The 20,231-nt window shown below is 39.7% G+C and carries 18 protein-coding genes and 1 tRNA gene; 7 read left to right on the forward strand and 12 right to left on the reverse strand.

What is annotated here, in order from left to right; genetic code table 11:
- Nucleotides 1-8 precede the first annotated feature (8 nt).
- The 7 genes from AABJ44_RS06390 to AABJ44_RS06420 form a co-directional block, all read right to left on the reverse strand.
- Nucleotides 9-602: a hypothetical protein gene (locus AABJ44_RS06390; RefSeq protein ID WP_338371067.1), complete on the reverse strand. Its 594-nt coding sequence runs from the start codon at nucleotides 600-602 to the stop codon at nucleotides 9-11.
- A gap of 12 nt (nucleotides 603-614) precedes the next feature.
- The gene (gene fliD, locus AABJ44_RS06395) at nucleotides 615-2,684 is read right to left on the reverse strand and encodes a flagellar filament capping protein FliD (protein ID WP_338371068.1); all 2,070 of its coding nucleotides are present in this window, start codon (nucleotides 2,682-2,684) and stop codon (nucleotides 615-617) included.
- Between the two features lie 3 nt (nucleotides 2,685-2,687).
- Nucleotides 2,688-3,074 carry a flagellar protein FlaG gene (locus tag AABJ44_RS06400; RefSeq protein ID WP_338371069.1) on the reverse strand — a complete coding sequence of 129 codons (387 nt, stop codon included), beginning with the start codon at nucleotides 3,072-3,074 and terminating at the stop codon, nucleotides 2,688-2,690.
- 114 nt (nucleotides 3,075-3,188) lie between these two features.
- Entirely contained in the window at nucleotides 3,189-4,037 is an 849-nt protein-coding gene (locus tag AABJ44_RS06405; protein WP_074644808.1) for a flagellin N-terminal helical domain-containing protein, read from the reverse strand.
- 452 nt (nucleotides 4,038-4,489) lie between these two features.
- A complete protein-coding gene (locus tag AABJ44_RS06410; protein ID WP_074644806.1) occupies nucleotides 4,490-5,350 on the reverse strand; it encodes a flagellin N-terminal helical domain-containing protein in 861 nt (286 codons plus the stop codon).
- 351 nt (nucleotides 5,351-5,701) lie between these two features.
- Nucleotides 5,702-6,355, reverse strand: coding sequence for a non-canonical purine NTP pyrophosphatase (locus AABJ44_RS06415; RefSeq protein WP_338371071.1), 654 nt, complete (start codon nucleotides 6,353-6,355; stop codon nucleotides 5,702-5,704).
- A gap of 38 nt (nucleotides 6,356-6,393) precedes the next feature.
- Nucleotides 6,394-7,365 (reverse strand): hypothetical protein, encoded by a 972-nt coding sequence (locus AABJ44_RS06420; protein ID WP_338371072.1) that lies wholly within the window; start codon nucleotides 7,363-7,365, stop codon nucleotides 6,394-6,396.
- Nucleotides 7,366-7,550: 185 nt separating this feature from the next.
- Here AABJ44_RS06420 and AABJ44_RS06425 point away from each other — a divergent pair.
- The 3 genes from AABJ44_RS06425 (at nucleotide 7,551) to AABJ44_RS06435 (ending at nucleotide 9,329) form a co-directional block, all read left to right on the forward strand.
- A tRNA-Met gene (locus AABJ44_RS06425) sits at nucleotides 7,551-7,623 on the forward strand.
- Between the two features lie 209 nt (nucleotides 7,624-7,832).
- Nucleotides 7,833-8,276 carry a hypothetical protein gene (locus tag AABJ44_RS06430; RefSeq protein WP_074644801.1) on the forward strand — a complete coding sequence of 148 codons (444 nt, stop codon included), beginning with the start codon at nucleotides 7,833-7,835 and terminating at the stop codon, nucleotides 8,274-8,276.
- Between the two features lie 66 nt (nucleotides 8,277-8,342).
- Complete coding sequence (locus AABJ44_RS06435; protein WP_338371073.1) at nucleotides 8,343-9,329, forward strand: DHH family phosphoesterase; 987 nt, start codon at nucleotides 8,343-8,345, stop codon at nucleotides 9,327-9,329.
- Between the two features lie 34 nt (nucleotides 9,330-9,363).
- Here AABJ44_RS06435 and AABJ44_RS06440 read toward each other — a convergent pair whose 3' ends face one another.
- The 5 genes from AABJ44_RS06440 to lnt form a co-directional block, all read right to left on the reverse strand.
- A complete protein-coding gene (locus tag AABJ44_RS06440; protein WP_338371074.1) occupies nucleotides 9,364-10,119 on the reverse strand; it encodes a radical SAM protein in 756 nt (251 codons plus the stop codon).
- Nucleotides 10,119-10,652 carry a glutaredoxin family protein gene (locus AABJ44_RS06445; protein WP_074644795.1) on the reverse strand — a complete coding sequence of 178 codons (534 nt, stop codon included), beginning with the start codon at nucleotides 10,650-10,652 and terminating at the stop codon, nucleotides 10,119-10,121. Before AABJ44_RS06445 ends, AABJ44_RS06440 begins: the two co-directional genes overlap by 1 nt.
- 139 nt (nucleotides 10,653-10,791) lie before the next feature.
- Nucleotides 10,792-12,903, reverse strand: coding sequence for a ribonucleoside triphosphate reductase (locus tag AABJ44_RS06450; protein WP_074644794.1), 2,112 nt, complete (start codon nucleotides 12,901-12,903; stop codon nucleotides 10,792-10,794).
- Nucleotides 12,896-13,369, reverse strand: coding sequence for a transcriptional regulator NrdR (gene nrdR / locus AABJ44_RS06455; protein WP_074644792.1), 474 nt, complete (start codon nucleotides 13,367-13,369; stop codon nucleotides 12,896-12,898). The genes AABJ44_RS06450 and nrdR overlap by 8 nt, the downstream gene beginning before the upstream one ends.
- A gap of 175 nt (nucleotides 13,370-13,544) precedes the next feature.
- Nucleotides 13,545-15,392, reverse strand: coding sequence for an apolipoprotein N-acyltransferase (gene lnt, locus AABJ44_RS06460; RefSeq protein WP_338371075.1), 1,848 nt, complete (start codon nucleotides 15,390-15,392; stop codon nucleotides 13,545-13,547).
- Nucleotides 15,393-15,469: 77 nt separating this feature from the next.
- On the opposite strand from lnt, the gene AABJ44_RS06465 reads away from it, so the two are divergent.
- From AABJ44_RS06465 to AABJ44_RS06480, 4 genes are read left to right on the forward strand one after another with little or no spacing between them, the layout of a single operon-like run.
- Nucleotides 15,470-16,651 carry a galactokinase gene (locus AABJ44_RS06465; RefSeq protein ID WP_074644789.1) on the forward strand — a complete coding sequence of 394 codons (1,182 nt, stop codon included), beginning with the start codon at nucleotides 15,470-15,472 and terminating at the stop codon, nucleotides 16,649-16,651.
- Between the two features lie 13 nt (nucleotides 16,652-16,664).
- Complete coding sequence (gene surE / locus AABJ44_RS06470) at nucleotides 16,665-17,432, forward strand: 5'/3'-nucleotidase SurE (RefSeq protein ID WP_074644787.1); 768 nt, start codon at nucleotides 16,665-16,667, stop codon at nucleotides 17,430-17,432.
- Between the two features lie 21 nt (nucleotides 17,433-17,453).
- On the forward strand, nucleotides 17,454-18,146 hold the full coding sequence (locus AABJ44_RS06475) for a tetratricopeptide repeat protein (RefSeq protein ID WP_422100124.1): 693 nt from the start codon (nucleotides 17,454-17,456) through the stop codon (nucleotides 18,144-18,146).
- A 3-nt stretch (nucleotides 18,147-18,149) separates the two neighbouring features.
- A complete protein-coding gene (locus AABJ44_RS06480; protein WP_338371077.1) occupies nucleotides 18,150-20,216 on the forward strand; it encodes a hypothetical protein in 2,067 nt (688 codons plus the stop codon).
- The last annotated feature ends 15 nt before the right edge of the window (nucleotides 20,217-20,231 follow it).

Consider the following 20,231-nt stretch of genomic DNA (forward strand, 5'->3'; position numbering starts at 1 on the left):
GCACCTCTCTACATGGCTTTTAGCGCCTTTGAAATATCTTTTAATCTCGGACAGATTTCATATTCAGAAAGGTCTCCGAGCATAACCGTATCATTATTCTGTAATGCATCTTCGAAATCTTTAAGGATTGGTGAGAATTCAGCAAAGAAATCTTTGAAATTTATTCCATTCATGCTGGTATTTGTAAATGTCTCTGGGAAAAGAGAGGCGAGTGTTGCAACATGGCAGAACTGTTCGATGCTGTCAGCAAGATTTTTGATGGATTCACTGACTTCGAGATTTTTACCGCTCTGCAGTGCAACAGGAACTTCTTCCATCTGTTTTGCAAGTTCTGCAAAAAGATCTGACAGTTTCTCAAAAGAGGCTTTGATTTCGCTTACTGTAACAATATGGAATTCAAACTTAGTGTCCTTTCCAAGAGGTTCAGCGGCTTTTTCATCGAAGTTGTCTGCTGTAACCTGTTTTGAATCAACTGTAATACCAATTACTGCTGCCTGATTTTCTTCACAGGTACTTTGAAAAGATTTAAGTACATCTCCAATTGTCTGTTCATCTTCAATCTGAACGTCAACCTGCTGCCCGTTTATGTAAAATTCTATCATATTGTACCTGCCTTATCGATTCTGATTTTGCTGCTGCTTTGTGAAGTTCGAGATTGTATTCTGCTGTGCTTCAAGGCTGTTCAGCGAGCCTTCCATCTGACTGTATTTATTACGAAGTTCAGCTTCTTTTTTAGCCATCTGAGCTTCGAGTTTTGTAATTTTTGTTTCAGAACTTTTGATTTTTGAATCCAGTGTTGAAGTTTTCATTGCGAGGATTCCGCCTGTCTGTGTATAAGCAGAAATCTGCTTGTCCAGCTTAAAGGCAATTCCTGTATCAACTATAAGATCTCCATCTGAGTCATAACCAAAAAGCATTTTTATATCATCAAGATGATTTGCAAGTGCATCATCAAGTTTCTTTTCATCAATTTCAAGATAACCGCGCAGCTTGCTCTGAGAATATCCTCCTGAGTAACCACTTGCATTTGTAGCAATTCCAAGCTGTGAAAGCATTGTGATTTCTGCACTGTCGGAGAACATGTATCTTGCTGCGATTGTAGAAGCCATGTTTGATTTAATATTTGTCAGAGAAAAATCAGACTGGAATAGTCCAAGCTTCTTTTTCTCAGCTTCTTTTTCATCTTTTGAAAGATATTCAAGTTCATCAACGATTTCAGGTTTATTCTGAGAAAGAATGTTAAGTTCTGCAACTGCCTGGTTATATTTACCGACAAAATCAATTATCGCTGCCTTTGATGCATCAACATCCGGTTTAACTGAAATTGTTGCTGTTTTTTCTGTCTTATCATGAACATTAAGAGTAATTTCCGGGACTACATCATCAATCTTATTTGAAGAACGTGTAATTGTAATTCCTTCATATTTTATGATGGCATCATCAGCTGTAGAAACCGGATGCTTTGGTCCATAACCAAGATCTTTTATCGGGTCTAAGGCTGTAATACTGGAAATTTCGTAAGAGGTTCCTGTGTTTTTGTTTCTGATTGCAAGAGCTTTTATGCCACTGAAATCTGAAAGTTTTACATCAATTTGTGCAGGTTTTCCGTCTTCTGAAGGAGTGTATGGAATTTCTTTTTCTGTTCCATCGTCCATAACTGCATAGAGAATTGAATTTGTTTTTACAGGTTCAAGCGGAGCAGGGGGCTCTGGCGGAAGATTAAGGTTTGTATCAGATGCATTATTGCTGATTACAATACCGCTATATTCTGCTGTTCCGGCATCAGGAAGTTCCGGCTGTAATAAGGTTTTATTGATTTCTGGAGTAATATCTTCTGTTTCTTTCTGAGTAACTGTAAACTGAAGATGAAGGTCTGTATCACGAAGGATTTTTTCAGGGATTTTGACCTGATAAGCTCCTCTAGGTTCTACAACTGCAGTCTGTTTTTCTTCATCGTATTTTGTATTTGTAAGTGAAAGAACTGGCATATAAACCGGTTCATCATATTCAATTTTATTTACCGGTAAAATTTCAGTCTGAGAAGATGCAAAAGTTTGTGCCTGTGATTTAATTTTATCAACCATGCCTGAATCAAAGGCAAAGGTTTTTGCATCATCTTCAAAAATAAGACGGTTTTCTTTTCCTGTCGGAATTGCTTCTATGAGAAGCGATTTTTTTCCGGCACTCGCACCGATTATTGAAGACTTAATGACATTGTTTCCGCGCTTGTTGATTGCTGCAGAAAAGTCTTTAAGGGATCCTCCTTTCCAGTTGAAGATAATCTGTTTTTCTCCAACCTTGTAAGTATAGGTTCCTGTCGGTACTTTATAATCGTTATCGAGTTCGTCTGTAAGAAAACGGTCTGAAGAGGCTGCCTGTAATACATCGACTTTAAAAGACTGTAAACTAGCACTGCGGTTTGCTTCAGCAGTAACAGCATATTCTTCTGTAGATGAGGTGAGTTTACTGTTAAAAGGATTTTCAAAAGAATAGAGAGTCTTAGTGTTGTCTCTAAGAGAGGTAAGTCTTGTATTAATTTCGCGCCAGGCGTCCTTTTCAGTTTTTAAATTTTCAAGCTGATTCTGTTCCCTTGTGAGAGGGATTCGCTCAATTTTCATGAGCTTTTCTACAGTATCGTTTGTATTATACTGATCAGTTACGCCTGGAATGTTCAGTCCGGCCATAGTTTAGATTACTTCGTCGAACATTGAGCCTATGGCTTTTCTGATGCGAAGCTTAAGTTTCTGCATATCTTCTGACGGAATCTGCTTTATAACCTGATTTGTTTCCGAATCTACGATAGAAACGACTACACTTCCAAGTTCTTTGTTCACACTGAACAAAAGCTTGTTTCCGCCAACCATCTCAGTCATTTTCTGCAGCGCTTGAGAATCCGCCTTTATCTCGGCAATATTCTGTTCTATATTCTGCGCTACCTGGGCTCCTGTGGGAGTTATGGAAGCCGCTGCATTCTGCTGTTGTACAGAATTGCTAGCTGAATTCTTATTTGTGTTGTAAAGAGACTGGCCATCCATTGCCACATGAACCATTGAATTCGTATTTATAGTATTCATAGTTCTCCTCCTTGAAAAAAATGGAAAGGGAAGGGGGGCGCATACCCCTTCCTTCCATATTCAAATCAAAAAGATGACATCCAGTTATCTCTTTAATTCTATTTTTTAATTAGTCTACTGCAAGAGAGCCAATACAGTCTGTGACTGATTATTAGCCTGTGCGAGCATTGCGGTTCCAGCCTGTGTGAGAATGCTGTTCTTTGTGAATTCAACCATCTCAGAAGCCATGTCTGTATCACGGATACGGCTTTCTGCAGCCTGGGTGTTTTCAGCAGCAATGTTTACGCCTTTTGCAGCCATTTCGAAGCGGTTCTGATATGCACCAAGATCTGCTCTCTGCTTGTTAACCTGAGTCAACGCAGCATCAACAGCACCAAGTGTCATATTTGCTTCTTCTGGTGAATTGATTGTGATCTGCTCTTCTCCGCCCTGAACACCTTTAAGTCCGAGAGCAGAAGCTGTCATTGTACCAATGTATACACGAGCATTCTGATCCATATTTGCACCAATCTGGAACTGCATTGTGCTGTCGCCTTCAAGAGCGAAGCGTCCAGTAAGCATATTCATACCGTTGAACTGAGCTACGCTGGCAATGCGGTCAACTTCAGCAACGAGCTGTGATACTTCAACCTGAATCTGCATGCGGTCTTCATCGCTGTAGATACCGTTTGCAGCCTGAACAGCAAGTTCACGAACACGCTGAAGAATGTCTGTTGTTTCAGCAAGATAACCTTCGGTTGTCTGGATGAAAGAAACACCATTCTGGATGTTCTTTGAAGCCTGGTTCAAACCACGGATTTGGCTGCGCATCTTTTCAGATACAGCAAGTCCTGATGCATCGTCTCCGGCGCGATTGATGCGTTCACCAGATGAGAGCTTCTCCATGTTTTTCATGATTGACTCATTCGAGATGTTAGTCACACGATCTGCATAGAGTGAGCTCATATTGTGATTAATAATCATATTTGTGCCTCCATGTTTGCTTTAAACAAAAAGCCTCATGCTTTTCGCCTGCGGGTGAAGGCTAAATCAGTACTGCGCCTCTGATTTAGTTTCAGACCATTCAGCAGGAATAGTCAGTCTTTTTCAAAACCGACTGTTCCTACCGTCACCTGCATCCCCATGGGGGCACGTATGTCAAAGAACTATGCACCGCTGAACCGGCACATTGTAATATAAGCATAGTTATACTACTAATTCTACGATGTTTTTGATGAAATTAAAAGGGGAGAGCAACAAAAAAAACACCGCGCTAATTAATAGCCGTCATTTCTGACGACTATTAATTATAACTCACTATCTTAGTAAAGACAAGCAATTATCTAAGAAGACTAAGAACATTCTGTGACTGGCTGTTAGGACGTGCAACTTCGTTGCACTTACCTAGTTTGCTTGCGCAAACTAGCCAATTATTCCTATCTCAATAAGCTCAGTACATTCTGGCTCTGGCTATTTGCTTGAGCTAACATAGCAGTACCTGCCTGCTGCAGTACAGAGTTCTTTGTGAACTCAACCATCTGAGAAGCCATATCAGTATCACGGATGCGAGATTCAGAAGCCTGAAGGTTTTCAGCTCCAATATCCAATCCCTTAACTGTAAGCTCAAGACGATTCTGATAAGCACCGAGATCAGCACGCTGTTTGTTGATCTTCTTCAATGCTTCATCAATAGTTCCGATTGCGCGGTTGGCATCTTCCGGTGTAGCAAGTGAAATCTTCTCTTCTGAACCAAGTTCGCGAACTCCAAGAGCAGATGCTGACATTGTACCGATGTAAACCTGTACACGCTGATCCATGTTAGCACCAATATGGAACCACATAGAAGCAGTTACAACATTTTCTCCTGTTGGCTGAGCGAAACGGCCAGTGAGCATGTTCATTCCGTTAAACTGAGCGGAACTTGCAACGCGGTCAACTTCAGAAACAAGTGCCGAAATTTCAACCTGAATCTGCATGCGGTCTTCTTCAGAGTAGATTCCGTTTGAAGCCTGAACTGCAAGTTCACGAATACGCTGCATGATGTCAGTTGTTTCCTGAAGGTAACCCTCTGTAGTCTGGATAAAGCTGATACCATTTGAACAGTTCTGTGAAGCCTGGTTCAAACCGCGGATCTGTGCGCGCATCTTTTCAGATACTGCGAGTCCTGAAGCATCATCACCTGCACGGTTGATTCTTTCGCCTGAAGATAATTTCTCCATGTCTTTGTTAAGACCGAGACCTGTAACTCCGAGCTGACGATTGGCAAACATTGCCGACATGTTGTGGTTGATAACCATAGTATTCCTCCTTGGAATGTGAGCAGAAGAATCCTTTCTTCTGTTAAAAGATGCAAAAATGCGTAAATGTTTTTACAAGGCTACATCTACACATTTTTGCCAAAAGTGTCTGCCTGCTGCTTCAGCGAAGTCGATACAGTCATGACACTTCTTCATAATTTATCGGCATGTTAAATGAATTACTTTAGAAAAAAATGAAAAAAAATATATAAATATCGAAATATTTTTTTTGAATGTCTCTCAGCAATAAAATACCCTAAAAAAAGGCTTCCGCGCTTCGCTTGTGCAGAATTTTTTTAGGGTATTTTTTGCTTACGGCATTCAAAAAATAATTTACGTAATTTAATTAAATTACATTTGATCAATTATTCGTTTGAGGGCTCTTACGGCTTTGCCGCGGTGAGAAATAGCGTTCTTTTCGTTGGCGGTTAGTTCGGCAACAGTTTTATTGAACTCTGGAAGGAAAACGATAGGATCATATCCAAAGCCGCCGTTGCCAGCCTGTTTGCTTATGTCGTCGATTAGGGTGCCTTCAAAGGTTTCCTGGGCAACAAAGAGGCGGTCTGTACCGCAGTACATTACCATTGCGCAGGTATAGTGGCAGCTGCGTTCTCCGTGGAGATATGCACCTTTCGGGAGATTTCCGTTTTTAATGGCTTCGTTTGTCTGCTGAATAAGGAAGATATTCTGTTCTTCCTGTGAGATTTTTGTTCCGTCTGGTTTTCCGTGCATAAAGTCCGGACCGGCGTAACGTGAAGAGAAAATGCCTGGTGCTCCACCCAAAGCATCCACGCAAATTCCTGAATCGTCTGCAATTACAGGGCAGTGTACAATATCATAAAGGGTACGAGCCTTAATCAGACTATTCTCATAGAAGGTTGTTCCTGTTTCATCAGGATCAAATTCAATTCCTTCATCAGAAGGGATAAGAATTGTGTGTTCCGGTAAAAGTTCACACATTTCTTTTTTCTTATTTTTATTTCCAGTTGCTAAGTAAATTTTCATTATTACAATATAATGAAAATTATTGTTCTAAACAATTATCACTCTTTTTCAGCAATCTGGATTTCTGTGTCAGAAGAGGTTGATTTCTCAGGTAAATCTTCCTGATTTTTATATTCGTTTCTGACACTTCTCATATAGTAATTTACCTGTCTTTCACTGAGTCCCATTACATTGGCAACGGTTTTATTTGTTGTCCTTAAATACAGATAACCTTTTTGAAAAGCAGTATTAAGCCTGACCATGCTGTTTTTATGTTTTCGTTCTCTGTAGATGTAAAGGTCTTTAATGAAATATTTATTATCAAAAAAATCATCTTCCTGATATTTTTTGATGATATGCCTGTATCTTTTATGATGATAATAGGCAAAGTTTCTTTTCTGATGTTCCTTTTCAAGTCTGGAACGCTTAAAATCAAGAGTTTCCTTACAGTATTGAATCATTTGATAGAACTGTTCTGAATCAATGCCATACATATTACAGATTCTGTGAATCTGCTTATCAGTAAGATAATAAGATGATTTTAATGCAAGAATTAAGACTTTCTTTTCTTCGCTGTGAAGAGATAAATCTTTTATTGCACGCTGAAATTCTTCTGTAGAAAGCTTTTTCCAGTTAAAAGGAATTTTAGGGACTTCAAAGTTCTGATAGTTAATCCTGTGGTATTTTATTTCTTTTTCTTCGTACTGTTGAACACATTCTTCAAAATTCAGTTTTTCCCTGATTGAATTCTGAGCACAGGTTTTTAATTTTGAATTGATTAGTGTGCAGATATAACAGTAAAGAAATGTAAAGAAATCACCATAATTGGGATTAAACAGGTGAAGCAGATGTGGACCTCTTTCCAGCAGTCCTAGAAGAATATCCTGTCTGAAATCTTCATCATATTTATGAAGTCCATAGATAGGATAATTTTTGATTACAAAGACAGCTATCTTGTCGATAACTTCTTTCTCGCTCATTTTGCCGGTACGCAGGTTTTCTACCAGCAGGTTCAGTTCGTGGGTCTTCATTTTTTTACCTCTTAGTATTTTTTATTCAGAATAAACATCTTACGAAAATGTTTATTCTGGTGAGGATATTATTGCAATTTATGTGCCAACTGAAAGAAAAGAATAATAAATCAGAAAAAATGCCATTTTATAGCCCTGGATACTTGACCTGAATACTGCAAAATGATAATATAGCAACATCGTTTGGCGACTTAGCTCAGTTGGTAGAGCACACGGCTCATATCCGTGATGTCAATGGTTCAATCCCATTAGTCGCTACTAAAATCCAGTGATTTGCTCACTGGATTTTTTTTATACTCATTAGTTTTTCCTGGCTATCATTAGTTAATCTGTTAATCCTTTTAATATTTTGTTAATCCGTTTAATATTTTAATGAAATTCATTTTTATCACAAATCAAATAAAAAAGTTGTTAAAATAAAATAATCGGTTTATAATAAATATTACGACTTAGATAAAGGAGTAATTATGAAAAAGATTTTGATGATTCTTGCTCTTTTTGCTGTGTTCTCTGCAGCAATCTTTGCAGATACAAATAGCAGCGCATCTGCTCCAGCTCGCACAGAAGGTAAATGGACAGATATTTCTTATGTAAATGTTCCGGTTCTTAAAATTCTTGAAGGAAAAGATGGTTATGTTGTAATTTATCAGAAAAATAGAACTGGAGTTGGAAATGTAATTCTTCCAAAGAATTGGGCTCACGGAAATCCAGAGACTCCCAGAAAACTTAAATTCAGATCTGTAAAAACTGCTCTTGGTTCTTACATGACTGTTGTTAAGGATAACGGAGAGTTTAAGCGTGTAATTCTTTCTATTCCAATGGATAAAAATAATTCAATCTGGGGTATGGTTGATTCAAGAAAGAATCTTGAGGGTGCCGATAAAGATACTCTGGAAGACTTGGAATTTTAAGCAAAAATACGGTATTATAAAAGAGGGTTTTGAGACCCTCTTTTTTTTTGCTTTCACAGGTGTTTTATGTTTGAATTATCTCAGGAAAAGGTCCAGGAAATCAGGGACTTTATAGAAAATCATAATTTCTTTTTTATAATCGGTCATAAAGAACCGGATGGAGATTGTATTACTTCCTGTCTTGGCCTTGCTGCAATTCTTGATTATTTTGGTAAACCATATCAGCTGCTTTCTGCAGGTCCTTTTAAGAGAAATGAAGTAATCCGCTGGCAGGAAAAGTTTTCTGATACTATGGAATTTCAGGACGAAAGTGAACGAAAGTCTACAGGGCTTTTTATTGCTGACTGTTCTGAGATTATCCGTCTTGGAGATATAGACGGGGATTTGAAAGGTTTTGATACTTTTGTAATTGATCATCACAAGACAAGCGAACTCGGCGAGGAAATAAAAGGTTATGTAAAAGCTGAAGCTCCGGCCTGTGCTTTTCTTGTACAACTGTTTTATGAAGCGTTAATAGGCCCTGTTCCTTCAGAACTTGCCAAAATCCTATTCTTTGGTATTTGTACGGATACAGGCTTTTTCCGCTTTCTGACAGATAACTCTGCAGAAGTCTTTGCCGCTGTAAGCCGTCTTGTTGCTGATGGGGCAGATCCTAGAACAACTTATAGAGAAATCAATTCCGGAAAACCATATTCAACCCGTAAACTGCTTGGAGTTCTTCTTGGACGTGCTGAGCGTTACCTTGACGGCCGCCTTGTAGTTACTTATGAAACTCTTGAAGATACAAAGAAATGGGGCTTGGAAGGTCGTGATTCAGATTCTTTGTATCAGCTTATGCTGTCTGCAAAAGGTGTAGAGGCCGTAGTATTTTTACGACAGGATACTCCGACAACCTGTACAGGCGGCTTCCGTTCTCAGGATAAGATTGATGTTTCAGCAGTTGCAGCTAAGTTCGGAGGCGGCGGTCACAAAAACGCCAGCGGCATGAGTTGTAACGGAAAAGTTGAAACCCTGATTCCTCAGATTGTAAAAGAATTTGCCCGCGTAATGTAATAGATGCTGAAACAAGTTCAGCATCACGAACACGCTAGCGAAGTGAACTGCCTTTTATTAATGATTTAGCATATTCTACGATTTCATCTGCTTCAGCATCTGTATAAGGATAAATGTCATTATATGCAGGGTCGAGGCAGTTCGAATTCATAAACTGCGCAAACTGCCAGCTTGCATCTTGCGGCAGCAGTTTTGCCATTTCTGTTATATCATCTTTTGTAACAAGCCCCGGCACGAGTACTGTACGCCATTCGCGGCAGTCAGCAGGGTAGTCTGCAACAATTTCTGCGCTCTCGCATAGTACCTTTTCGAAATAATCAGATTTACCAAAGAACGGTGATTTATCGCCACAGATTAAAGTTGCATAGCGTGAAGGAGTTGTCTTTATATCCATTGCAATAAAGTCCGGGCGAAGCTCAGGATTTTCTACAAGGGCGCGGAGTTTTTCCGGCAGAGTTCCATTTGTATCTATTTTGATTTTATATCCCAGTTCGCGGGCTTTTTTGATTATGACTGGTGTATACGGATTTAAGATAGGTTCTCCGCCACTGATAACCAATCCGCTTAAGATGCCCTGTCGTTTTTCGAGATGAGCAAAAAGCTCTGCAACAGTACTGAGAGGCTCTGAATCATAAGCAGAATCTTCTAGTACAAGCCCGATGTTGTAGCAGTACGGGCAGCGGATATTACAGCCTTTTAGAAAAAAAGAACCTGCAACACGTCCAGGAAAATCTACACAAGTAGTTTTTACAAGTACGCCTGCAGGTTTATTAAGGTCAAGTTCTGACATTATGCAGAAACTGCTACCTTGCTGAATACAGCTTCAAGTTCTTCAACGCTGTGGCAGCGAGCTGTTTCAACACCAGCTTCGTTGTAGAAGATTACAGTAGGAGATGCGAATACACCTTTCTTTGCTGCTTCAGCAAGACCTTCTTTTGTATCAACGTCAATTGAACGTCCTGGCATATCAAGATCAGCCATAAAGTCTTTTACTGGTGGGCAGTTAGGACAAGTCTTTCTTGTATACATCTCGTATGTAACGCTATTCAATTCTTTTGTTGTATCTACAGCAGACATCTTAGCAGGAGCCTTTGCTTCGCAAATACAGTCTGCAGCTGTAATATCATATTCTTTGCTGGCTTCGAGAGAGAACATTTTTCTCTGGTCAAATTCGTCGCGCTTACCTTTGTTCCAATGTTTTACAGCACGGTAGTAACCTACGATACGTGCGTAAACCTCTGTCTCGGTTCCATGAACATCATTGAGAGCTGCCTTTGTCTCTTCAATTTCTGCTTCAATCTGTGCAAGTGTTCTTTTTTCCATAATCTTTTTCTCCTCCCAAAATTATTGTAATTTTTCACACCCACACTAAATGTAGTGTGGAATGTGCGTTTTGTCAATATAACCAACACTAGAATTCTCGGCAAAGTACCTTAAAATCTTTAATGTTGGCAGTACTTTTTTAGTTCTTTTCTGCAAGAACCTTCTCTTTTTCTGCTTCAAGAGCCTTAAGTTTTTCCTTAAGAGCCTTTTCCTTCTCGGCCTTACACTTAGGACATTCGAACTGCTGTCCAATGAGATAGCCGTGAACCTTACAGATAGAGTAGGTTGGGGAAATTGTAAAGAATGGAATGCGGTACTTGCTTGCGATTGTGCGTACAAGGTCTGCGCATGATTTCCAGTCTTTAAGTGCTTCACCCATGAATACGTGGAACATTGTTCCGCCTGTATACTTAGTTTGAAGTGGTTCCTGATGGTCGAGTGCTTCAAATACATCGGCAGTGTAATCAACAGGCAGCTGTGAAGAGTTTGTATAGAACGGTTCATTATTGCCGCTTGTGATGATATCAGGGAACTGCTCCTTGTCGTGTCTTGCGAGACGGTAAGAAGTAGACTCTGCAGGTGTTGCTTCTAGGTTGAAGAGGTCTCCTGTTTCTTCCTGGAAGTCCTGCATTCTCTCTCTCATGTGCTGCAATACCTTTTCTGCAAATGCTTTTCCCTTAGGATCTGTAATAGGAACTCCAAGGAAGTTCATACAACATTCGTTCATACCGCACAAACCGATTGTGTTGAAGTGATTAACAAGAGTTTTGAGGTAACGTCTTGTGTATGGGAAAAGTCCGCCATCATAAAGCTTCTGAATAACCTTACGTTTTGTGCAGAGGCTTTCCTTTGCAAGTTCCATAAGGTAATCAAGACGCTTATAGAATTCTTCTTCATTTTTAGCGAGGTAGCCGATCTGTGGCATATTGATTGTTACTACACCGATAGATCCTGTGAATTCGTCTGCACCGAACAGACCACCACCACGGCGGCGGAGTTCGCGCTTATCAAGCTGGAGACGACAGCACATAGAGCGTACATCGCTTGGGTTCAAATCTGAATTTACAAAGTTCTGGAAGTTTGGAGTTCCATACTGTGCAGTCATTGTAAACAGAAGTTTTGCATTTTCTGAATTCCAGTCAAAGTCACGTGTGATGTTGTAGGTTGGGATAGGGTAAGCAAATCCACGGCCGTTAGCATCACCTTCAATCATAAGTTCAATGAATACCTTGTTGAGAATATCCATTTCTTTCTGACAGTCACCATAAGTGAAGTCCTGTTCCTTTCCGCCTACGATAGCTTTCTTGTTTTTAAGGTCATCAGGACATACCCAGTCGAGTGTGATGTTTGTAAATGGAGCCTGTGAACCCCAGCGGCTAGGAGTGTTTACACCGTAAATGTAACTCTGAATGCACTGACGAACCTGTTTTTCTGTAAGGTGGTCAGCACGAATAAATGGAGCAAGGTAAGTATCGAAAGAAGAGAAAGCCTGTGCACCAGCCCATTCGTTCTGCATGATTCCAAGGAAGTTTACAATCTGGTTTACGAGTGTAGAAAGGTGAGTTGCTGGTGTTGATGTAATTTTATCTGGTACACCACCAAGACCTTCTACGATTAACTGACGGAGAGACCATCCTGCACAATAACCTGAGAACATTGAAAGGTCATGAATGTGGAATGCTGCAGTTTTATGTGCCTCTGCGATTTCCTTAGAATAAATATTATTGAGCCAGTAGTTAGCTGTAATAGTTCCTGAGTTATGGAGAATAAGTCCACCAAGAGAGAAGTTAACGTTTGCGTTTTCATTTACGCGCCAGTCACTCTGTGCAAGGTAGCCGTCCATAGTCTTGTTGATATCAATCATAAGACTCTTAGCATCGCGCATAGCTTCATGGCGTGCACGGTAGAGAATATAAGCCTTAGCTACTTCTACTTCCTTGTGCTCGATGAGAACGCTTTCTACGATGTCCTGAATCTCTTCGATAGCAGGAATGGAATGTGCTCTGTTGCCGGCAAGCTGAATTCTAAGTTTTTCTTCAACCATGTCGGTAAGAGATGCTGCACGATCCGGATCCTTACGCTTTTCTACAGCTTCAATAGCCTTGCCGATAGCAGCTTCGATTTTGTTTCTGTCGTAGTCAGCGATTTCACCAGAACGCTTTACTACAGATTTCAGGAAGCCTTTCGTCTCGGAGTCGGAGCTTGATCCAAGGAAGCTTCTCCATTCTGGAAAGATTGATTGATCACTCATTTGATTTTCCCCTCTTTTCTATGTTCTTTACTTCAGTAATGAATTCATCCAGATTTTCAAAATGCCGGTAGACGGATGCGAATCGGATGTATGCAACTTTGTCTATGTCGTATAATTTTTCAAGCACAAGCTCTCCCAGCTCGGACGTAGAAATTTCGCGGTTTTCACGACCTTTTTTAATTGCGAGATCTTCAATGTCATTGGAAAGCTGTTCCACCATGGAAGTTGCGACAGGTCTTTTTTCAAGAGCACGCTCAATACCTTTTTCGAGCTTTTTGCGGTCAAAAGGCTGGCGGCGGTCGTCGCGTTTAATAACCATAAAAGGCTTTTCGTCAATACGTTCATAGCTGGTAAAACGATAGCCGCAGGAGAGACATTCACGTCTTCTTCTGATGCTTTCTCCATTTACCATTGTTCTTGACTCAAGGACTTTGTCCTCAATGTTACCACAATAGGGGCAGCGCATTGTTTCCTCTCACGTTTTTGTTTTCTAGCGTCTTTGTTTTGATAATAACATCATAGTACACTAGATATGGATAGACAAGAGAATTTTTGAAAAATTCGTGAATTTATTTTAAACTTTTTTGCTTGACAAATATTTTTTTTATGCTTGTCTCGAAAAAACAGGCCGATGCTATTGACTATTTTTTATTTTTAGAATTCTTTTTCTTTTTTTTCTTGTCTTTTTTGGATTTTCTTTCGCTTGGAATATAATCATAAGGCACAAAATCAAAATATGACCATATAGCACAGCTGAAGAAAATGATAATACAAAGATAAGGAAGCCAGTTTCCGAATCTTGCATAAGTTGTCATTGTACGTTTATAAACCGGAATATCACAGGAAAGTGCGGCATCTTCAAAAAGAGGAAGGTCTGCAATAATTTTTCCCGAAGGGTCAACAACTACAGAATAGCCTGCATTTGAAGAGCGTACGAGAGTTGTCCGGTATTCAATAGCCCTGTAGGAAGCAATTACAAAGTGTTGTAATTCGCTTGAATCCTTTCGAGACCATGAATCGTCTGTAATGTTAATAAAGAGTTCTGTTCCATTCAAAAATAGCGGACGCATGATATCTGTAAAAGCATCATCAAAACATATAGGACAGGCAATCCGTGTTGTATAAGGCTTGTTTTCTTCAAGATGCTGCTGTTCATAAGATTTTGTCAAATCAATATCTTTTACAGCCGGTAACTTAAAGTTTTGTGTAATTCGACATGGAACATCAAAATATACGTACTGATTTCCCGGTGTCCATCCTGCAGAAATACCAACTACTTTCTGCATAAAAGCATGAACTGGAGGAAATTCCATAAAAGGAAGCACCTCTGCAAAAGGAACCAGATGGTTTTTAGCATAATATCCACGGTAATGACCGTCCGCGTCATAAAGCAGCGCCGAATTATAATATTCCTTGCGTTCGCGCTGCTTACCCCGCTCAGTAATTTTCTGAGTTTTTACAACAGATCCACCGAAAATGCATGGAACATTTATTTCTTTTACAAAATCTGCAAGCGGTTTTTCCGAAGGATACCAGGAATAATATTTTTCCGAAGCAGGGAAAGCCCTCTGGAGACAACCTTCACTCCAGACAACAAGATCAGCCTTACGCCCCTGAAGTTCAAGTTCAGCAATTTTGTCTTTAGTCAGTCTTTGTGAGTTCAGAATAGAGCTTTTATCGGACTCTTCCTTCCAGGGGTCACTGTTTTGCTGCACAGTAATTGCTGTAAGCTCTTTGACAGGTTTTCTAGGTAAGTCATACTGAATAATTCCATGAATCAGCATGAGCAGTAAAAGCGCTCCAAAAAGCTTTGCAACTTGTAAGGTTTGGGCGGCTTTTTCCTTATTCAGTGAAGAATCTCCGTAATAAAGCATAAAGGCTTCTGCTGCAATCGCATTAAACAGGACAGTCATGAACGTAATGCCGTAAGTTCCCGTAATAGAGGCCGTCTGCATTATAATCGGCCACTTATACATTGCAGAAGAAACCGTTCCCCATGGATATCCAAGAAAACCTACCGATTTTGCCCATTCATACAGAGTATAAATACTGGCAAAGTACAAAATACGGAACAGAGGTGTATTTCTGACAATACGGAATAAATATCCGTGATTGGCGTAGTTTTCCAGTGAATATTCATTCAGTTTGTTCTGACAATTAGAAGTATAATAGGGAATGTAGAAAAAAAGTCCGAATGCACCGCCGATAACGGCAGTTCCCAAAGCAGATGCCCCCAGTGTAAAGATTGCAAAATCCTTAAAATAGGCCAGCCAGAAGCTTGAAATCAGATGTGTAGTAAGCGTTTGAATAAAGAAGGCCAGAAAGGCAGTTTTGAAATCCTTGATTTTGTTGTAAATCAGATATAATGGAATGAAAGCCAGAAGTGTGTATACAGGACAGCCGAAAAGGTAGAATTCGTTAGGTATAGCTGCTGATAACATCAATCCAGAGAAAACTGAAGAAAAAATAACTTGTAAAATCAATTCCATTATATTATTATTTTAACAATATACATTGAAATATTTCAAGTAAAAATAGGGGAATTAATAAAGGGAGGGTCCAATAAATGAAAGCAGTTAATGATGCACACGAATTGGAGTATGGCACTAAACCCGACGCCGTTGCAAAAGCGCCAGGCCGATTTCATCTGATAGGTGAACATTCCTGGTTCTTCAAAGATAAAACAATGTCGATGGCAGTAAATCTGCCCGTCTATGTTGCAATTTCGAAACGAGATGATACTTCCATTAAGTTCTACTTCCATCAGCTTAATGAAAGGAAAAAAGCAAGCATAACGTCCTTAAAGCTTAAGAAGGAAGACCGGTGGGCTAATGCGGCAAAAGCAGTTGTCTACGGTTTTACTTCCGGTGGTTTTTCGCTGGGCGGTATGAATATCACTATCTACAGCGAAATAATTCCTTCTGCCGGCTTCGGAATAACGACAGCTGCAAAAGCCGCAACAGCCGTTGCAATCAAACATCTTTTTAATCTTAACTGCTCAGATTCAGAGCTCCTTCAAGTCATTGAACGCGGTAACCGCCGTTTCCTTCAGAATAACAACTACATTGCAGATAACTTTGCAGCACTTTTTTCCAAGAAAAACAATATCATAATTACAGATCACTTCAAAAACACCTGGGACTATGTTCCTTTCAATTTTGAAGATAAAAAGGTTCTTCTTGTTGATACAAAGGTACCTCGTGTTTCAGTCTGGAATGAAGAAACACTCCATGAACCTCAGTATGCGCTTATTATGGGTGATATGAGGGAGCGTAAGCCTAATGTTTATGGTGGCTGGCGCTACATTGATGATGTTACAGATATCAATGAACAGCTTTCAGTTGTAAGTGAAGACGTAAGACGCAAGCTGCTTTCTGTTCTTTATGAGCATAATGATATTCTTGATGCCCGTGAAGGAATTGAAAAAGGCGACTTCTTTAAGTTTGCACGCTCAGTAAACCACAGCCATGAAACAATGCGCGATATGTTTAATATTTCATGTCCTGAAATTGACTGGATTTTGAAGCGCGTAAATGAACTTGAACCTAATCTGGACTTTGTTCGTAACCCGGTAACCTGCGGTCGTATTACAGGAAAAGGCTTTGGACGCTGCCTTTATGCAATCATGCGTGAAGGCGACGTAGAAAACTTTAAGGCAAAGATTACTGAATTTGAAAAGATTTTCGGTTTCCATCCGGATGTATATGAAGTTGAACCAGCAGATGGTGCTTCAATCGTTCGGGATTAGCAGGTAATAGTTTATGAAGATTCTTCTTGCTAATGATGACGGAATACAGGCAAAGGGAATACAGATTCTTTATAACAGACTGATTCAGGATAGCGAAAACGAAGTTTATGTAATTGCCCCTGATTCAAACCGTTCTGCTGTTTCTCATCATATAACCATGTTTAAAGGTTATACGATTAAAGAACATAAAAAGAATCAATGGGCTATTTCCGGATTCCCAGTAGACTGTGCCTGTCTTGGGCTTATAAGTGATTTTTTCGATTTTAAGTTTGACCTTGTAATATCCGGCATAAATGAAGGCGCCAATATGGGAACTGACATCATATATTCAGGAACCTGCGGCGCGGCTCGTCAGGCAGTTTTAAATGGTGTCCCTGCAATTGCATTAAGTGTTAACCCGGAAATCTGGGATGAAGAACACGTTAATAATATGAAATATGAAGCTCTTGCTGATTTTGCTGCAAAAAACTTAAAGGAGTTAGCTGCACTTGCAAGCATTGAACCTCCCCGTATTTTTGTAAATGTAAATGCAGGCTCTCTGGATTCATATAAAGGCGTAAAATATTGTAAGGATCTTTGTATCCGTAATTATGGAGATTCACTCCATGTAGAAAAAGGAGATGGCGAAATGCCTGTTTCTTATGTTATAGGAGGAGCTGTTCCTAAACATAATGAAAACTGCGATGCTTATGCAGTAAAAGAGGGCTTTATTGCAATATCCAGGGTTTATGCAGACCCTTTAGCGACAGAAATAGTGGACGGTATGCAATTTAAGTTGTAAAATAGTATAATAAGTAAAAGGGTGGGGAAATTGCAGAACAATAATATTTTAAATGAAGGTAAAGTCCTTTATACTCAAAAAAAATACGATAAGGCTCTTGCTTTCTTCTTAGGCTTACCAACCGATTCACCTGCAGATAAAATTGAAGTCTCTTATTATCTTGGTCTTTGTTATACTAAACTTGAACGTTATGATGATGCCCTTTTGTTTCTTGAACAGGTAGTAACTTCGGGCGGTAACTTAGAGAGAACTCTTCAGTGTCGTTTTCTTCTTGCTGTAATTTATGCACTTTCAGGCAGAAAGCGTCTTGCAGATTTTGAATTGAATAAGCTTTTAGAAACAGGTTATATGACAGCCTCTGTATATGCAGCAATAGCTTTTGTTGCATGGGAACAGAATGATACTGAGCGATGTCTGAATTACTATGAAAAATCTCTTAGAGAAGATCCTGAAAATGTTTCATCTTTGAATGGACTTGGCTATGTTCTTGCCTGCCAGGAAAAGGATTTAACAAGAGCTCTTTCTCTTTGTAAGCAGGCAGTAAAATCAGCTCCAAAATCAGCTGCATGTCTGGATTCACTTGGCTGGGTATATTATAAGCTTGGATTATATAAAGATGCTCTTCAATATCTGCAGCAGGCTGAAGATATTGATAAAATGAATGTAGAAATTACAGAGCATATAAAGTCTGTAAGACTTAAGGCAGGTCATTAGCCGATGAAAAAAAGTGCCGCTATAATCATTTCCGTTTTATTCTCAGGATTAGCTCTATTTGCTCAGGTAACAACTGATGATGCAGGATTCCGTGTACCCGAAGACAGAATAAGAACCGGTAACGAAGGTTTTGCTTCTGAGGAATTCAGGCGCGGTGTACAGGCTTACTATAAAGGAGCCTTTAATGAAGCAATCGTTCAGTTTGAAAAAGCACTTGCATATCTTCCTGATGATAACCTTATTCTGGACTGGCTTGGAAAAGCATATTATAAGGCAGGTCTTGAAGGTTCTGCTTTAAGTTACTGGAATAATGCCAGCGAAAACGGATATGGCGGACTTCTTCTTGAAAATAAAATAGAAATTGTACGGGAACGTCGTGTTACCGGAGACTCTACAGATAAGCTTATGCGTTTTTCTGAAGCAGGAGCATTTCCAGGAGAGTTTAAGGGTAATCTGATTTTCAGCGGACCGGTTTCTGTTCAGCCAAATTATGACGGAACAATGTGGGTTGCAGCCTATAACACAAATGAAGTTATTCTTCTGAATCAGAATGGTAAGGTTGTAAACAGAATTGAAGGACCTGTAAATGGTTTCGACCGTCCGAGTGATATAATCCGCCTGCATGATGGAAATCTGCTGGTTTGTGAACAGGCTGGTGACAGACTGGCATTATTAAATCCTAAAGGTCGTTTTGAAAAATATATTGGTTCTAAGGGGCGCGGAACAGGTCAGGTTGTAGGACCTTTGTATCTGGCTCAGGATTATCTGGAACGTATTTATGTAACTGATTACGGTAACCGCCGCATTGATGTTTTTGATAAAGACGGAGAGCCTGTATTTTTCTTTGGAAAAAAATCTGGTGATTTTGCAGGGCTTAAAGGACCTACCGGAATTGCTGTAATTGATGAGAGCGTCTTTGTTGCTGATGATCAGACTGGAAGTATTTATGAGTTTGACCGTGCAGGTAACTTTATCCGTGAACTCGTTGAAAAAGGAACTTTTAAGAAGCCTGAAGCAATAAAATACTGGAACGGCAGTCTTATTGTCTGTGATTCAAACAGAGTTGTTTCTGTTGATTCAGATTCAGGTGCAATTTTTGAATATGTACGCACTGGTAATGCTCCTTCTCGAGTAACTTCTGCAAGTCCGGATGTAAATGGAAATGTAATTGTAACTGATTTTACTGCAAATGAAGTTTATGTAATGTCTAAGGTTCAGGAACTTGTCGGCGGTTTATTTGTTCAGATTGAACAGATTGATGCTTCAAAGTTCCCTAATGTAACTGTTGAATTACGTGTAGAAAACAGACATCGTCAGCCTGTAGTTGGTCTGCAGGAAGAAAACTTTTATCTCACAGAAAATATGCGGCCGGTTTCAAAGCTTAAGCTTCTGGGCGCGGCTTCCAATAACACAGATGCCGACATTACAATTATTATTGACCGTTCAATTAATTCCGCTGAATATGCCCGTGAGATCGAAAGCAGTGTAAAAGAGGTCGCCGCCTCGATGAATGGAATTGGTACGCTGAGAATTGTTGCGGCCGGAGCGATCCCTGCGGTTGAATATGTTGGTAGACCTGATTTGCTTGGGGATTTCAGTCTCGAAGCCTTAAAAACAAAGCAGACTAAATCTGCTGCCTGTGATCTTGCTTTACGCCTTGCTTCTAATGATCTGATAAATGCAGCAAAAAAACGAGGCATTGTTTTGATTACTGCAGGCGCGGCTAATTCTCTTACCTTTGAAAAATATAATCTTGCAGAGCTTTCTTCTTACATGAATAACAATTCTATTTCTTTATCTGTTATTCAGCTGGACCAGGGGGCTCTGGGAGATGAACTTTCATATGTTGCTGAAAGTACTTCGGGAAACACTTATTACGTTTTCCGTCCTCAGGGCTTAAGTGATGTTGTAAAGGATATTATTGAACTTCCTCAGGGAATCTATCAGTTGTCATTTACATCTGCAATGTCTACAAACTTTGGAACAAATTATCTTCCTCTTGAATCAGAAGTTTATCTTTTGAACAGAAGTGGAAGAGATGAAACAGGATATTTTGCACCTCTGCAATAATCATTAAGTTTGTAA

This window comes from Treponema bryantii (assembly GCF_036492245.1).
GTDB classification, from domain to species: Bacteria; Spirochaetota; Spirochaetia; order Treponematales; family Treponemataceae; genus Treponema_D; species Treponema_D bryantii_C.

Bases quoted from the DNA above. Each gene is read 5' to 3' on its own strand.
- AABJ44_RS06400 (WP_338371069.1), bottom strand. From the start codon at position 3,074: ATGAATACTATAAATACGAATTCAATGGTTCATGTGGCAATGGATGGC.
- nrdR (WP_074644792.1), bottom strand. From the start codon at position 13,369: ATGCGCTGCCCCTATTGTGGTAACATTGAGGACAAAGTCCTTGAGTCA.
- AABJ44_RS06405 (WP_074644808.1), bottom strand. From the start codon at position 4,037: ATGATTATTAATCACAATATGAGCTCACTCTATGCAGATCGTGTGACT.
- AABJ44_RS06445 (WP_074644795.1), bottom strand. From the start codon at position 10,652: ATGGAAAAAAGAACACTTGCACAGATTGAAGCAGAAATTGAAGAGACA.
- AABJ44_RS06440 (WP_338371074.1), bottom strand. From the start codon at position 10,119: ATGTCAGAACTTGACCTTAATAAACCTGCAGGCGTACTTGTAAAAACT.
- AABJ44_RS06430 (WP_074644801.1), top strand. From the start codon at position 7,833: ATGAAAAAGATTTTGATGATTCTTGCTCTTTTTGCTGTGTTCTCTGCA.
- AABJ44_RS06415 (WP_338371071.1), bottom strand. From the start codon at position 6,355: ATGAAAATTTACTTAGCAACTGGAAATAAAAATAAGAAAAAAGAAATG.
- AABJ44_RS06480 (WP_338371077.1), top strand. From the start codon at position 18,150: ATGAAAAAAAGTGCCGCTATAATCATTTCCGTTTTATTCTCAGGATTA.
- AABJ44_RS06465 (WP_074644789.1), top strand. From the start codon at position 15,470: ATGAAAGCAGTTAATGATGCACACGAATTGGAGTATGGCACTAAACCC.
- AABJ44_RS06420 (WP_338371072.1), bottom strand. From the start codon at position 7,365: ATGAAGACCCACGAACTGAACCTGCTGGTAGAAAACCTGCGTACCGGC.
- AABJ44_RS06435 (WP_338371073.1), top strand. From the start codon at position 8,343: ATGTTTGAATTATCTCAGGAAAAGGTCCAGGAAATCAGGGACTTTATA.
- AABJ44_RS06390 (WP_338371067.1), bottom strand. From the start codon at position 602: ATGATAGAATTTTACATAAACGGGCAGCAGGTTGACGTTCAGATTGAA.
- AABJ44_RS06450 (WP_074644794.1), bottom strand. From the start codon at position 12,903: ATGAGTGATCAATCAATCTTTCCAGAATGGAGAAGCTTCCTTGGATCA.
- AABJ44_RS06410 (WP_074644806.1), bottom strand. From the start codon at position 5,350: ATGGTTATCAACCACAACATGTCGGCAATGTTTGCCAATCGTCAGCTC.
- fliD (WP_338371068.1), bottom strand. From the start codon at position 2,684: ATGGCCGGACTGAACATTCCAGGCGTAACTGATCAGTATAATACAAAC.
- surE (WP_074644787.1), top strand. From the start codon at position 16,665: ATGAAGATTCTTCTTGCTAATGATGACGGAATACAGGCAAAGGGAATA.
- lnt (WP_338371075.1), bottom strand. From the start codon at position 15,392: ATGGAATTGATTTTACAAGTTATTTTTTCTTCAGTTTTCTCTGGATTG.